The 2,350-nt window shown below is 57.8% G+C and carries 2 protein-coding genes; one reads left to right on the forward strand and one right to left on the reverse strand.

From position 1 onward, the window contains the following. Nucleotides 1–1,487, reverse strand: a 1,487-nt coding sequence (locus HDF16_RS30025) for a tetratricopeptide repeat protein (protein WP_432432311.1), incomplete at its 3' end; no start/stop codon positions are given. A gap of 134 nt (nucleotides 1,488–1,621) precedes the next feature. Between HDF16_RS30025 and HDF16_RS30030 the strand changes: the two genes are divergently transcribed. Next, the coding region (locus HDF16_RS30030; RefSeq protein ID WP_184224624.1) for a ScyD/ScyE family protein at nucleotides 1,622–2,350 on the forward strand (729 nt) is incomplete at its 3' end.

The following is a 2,350-nucleotide window of genomic DNA, read 5'->3' on the forward strand; positions in this document are numbered from 1 at the left end:
ATCTCTACGGCCTGCTGCATCTGCCTCACTGCATCGTCAGTTTTGCCTAGAGAGTCCAGATATACAGAGAGCATCATATGCCCATACGAATTATTGGGACTCAGCGCGATGCCGCGAGTCAAATCGCGTTCGGCCGCGTCCCATCTCCACAGAAAAGCCGTCTCGATGCTTCCCCGCGCAATCAGTGCGTCCCCATTTTCAGGGTCAAGTTCCAATGCTGTTTGGACCGCCGCCATCGCTTGCGGAAGAACCTGCTCAGGACGTGCCTCCCCAAGAAAAGCCTCGTTCTGGAGCGCCGCCGCGAGTCCCGAGTAAGCCGAGGCGTAGTCAGGGCTTAGGTCGATGGCACGCTGAAATTGCTCAGCGCTCTCTCGAGCTTGACGCTTGTCAAAGTAATTCCTGCCACGTAAGTAGGCATCATGTGCTGCGGGATCGATCGCCGTCGACGGCTGGATCTTGGGGCTTGATGCGAGGCGCTGTCCACCGACCTGAGCGTGGCTGACAATCTCCTTCGCCGCCTTGTTCTCCAAAGCCATCACATCGCTCAACGGGCCCTCGAAACTATTGGCCCAGAGGTGGTCGTCGTTCTGTGTGTCGATCAGTTGCGCGTTAATGCGGACGGTATCTCCGGAACGCGAGACAGAGCCTTCCACGAGTAAATCGGCTCTGAGTTCTGCGGCAATTGTCTTCAGCGATTTTTTCGTGTCCTTTTCCTGGACGACAGAATTCCAGGAGACTACACGGAGCTCGGGCACGCGAGCCAGCTCGGTGATCAGCTCATCTGTGGTGCCATCAGCAAAATAATCCTGCGCCGGATCGCCTGAGAGGTTCTTGAGTGGCAGTACCGCCACGGAACGGCTACCGGATTGGGGAAGCTGGACTCTAGCAAGCCTCCATCCGGCATATCCGAGCACGAGACCGAAAGCCAGCACAGGTGCGACGTACCGCCAAGTGCGTCGATCCGTCAGCCATTGGCCCGCTTTCCCACCTTTCTGCAACTCAATCGAATTTGTCGGGTGGTCAGGCCTCGCAAGAGTATCCACCGATTCGAAAGCGGGCCATAGACCAAGCCCAGTGGCGGGCCCGAGTCCGGAACCAGTGCTCGATCTATGAATGTCCGTCGATTGCTCCCTCGCCTCGCCTCGCTCGGTCAGAACGACGCGATAGGCGCCCTTCGGCAGCTCGATGAGCAGAGCATCCTCTTTGCCTTCTTCGCCGTAGTATTCACGCAGTCGGCTTCGCAGGCGTCCGGCCTCCACTCGCACGGTTGCATCGATTGCGGGATCATAGCTTGCATCCCTGTCGAAAATTTCGGTCGCTATGGTGTATTCCTTGACGACCTGTGGCGGGTCCGCGAGAGCCGCATCCACCAGATAGCGTAGTAATCGTTGGCTCCGTTTCGCTTTTGCGAACAGCTGGGAGTTAACAATTCGCTCGGTCTGCCGCGTGGCCTCAGCCGCATCGATGCTTGGCATCTGCGTCTTCATGTCCATCATCCCCGGTAACGCGCTGATTTTACGCGACGGAAATGTAACTTACAGTAACAAACTTCCTCCCAGACCACCTCCTGCTTAGCGTCGCGCATAGCTAGCCCCAAACGAGCTCTCCAGGAGGAAACAGAATGAGTCATCTTAGTAGATTGATCAGGATCGCGACCGCCGGCGCAACAGCAGCGGTATTCGCCACAGCGATCCACGCCCAGGTTCCGGTACCGCCGAATGCCACCCTCGTTGCCTCCGGCCTGAACGGTCCGCGAGGACTCGCTTTTGGTCCCGACGGTGTGTTGTACGTCGCAGAGGCGGGAGCAGGAGGCAAACTCTCTACCGCTGGCGCCTGTACGCAGGTTGCGGCGCCGGTAGGCCCGTATACTGGCGGCACGACCGCCCGCATCAGCAAGATTAAGGATGGAAAGACTTCCGTCGTTACTTCTGGACTCCCATCTACTGTGGACGCGATGGGCGATGTCATCGGAGTTGCCGACATCGCCTTCCTTGACGGAGATCTTTATGCCTTAGTTTCGGGCGGCGGCTGCTCGCATGGGAATCCAACTCTCCCAAATGGCGTCGTAAGGGTGAATCTCAAGTCCGGGAAATGGGACTACATCTCCGACTTGAGCTTGGCGATTGCCGAGCATCCTCCGGCTTACAACACCTACAACGACTTCGAACCGGATGGCGTACCGACCTCCATCGTTGCCGAAGACGGGGCGCTGTTCGCCGTGGAACCGAACCACGCTCAAGTCTTCCACATCAAGGCCGACGGCGCGACAAAGCTTACCTACGATTTCTCCTACCCCTTTGCCGATGTAACGCCGACGTCGATCGCATTTCGGGAAGGCAATATGTACCTC

The sequence above is a fragment of the Granulicella aggregans genome (genome assembly GCF_014203275.1).
Lineage (GTDB): Bacteria > Acidobacteriota > Terriglobia > Terriglobales > Acidobacteriaceae > Edaphobacter.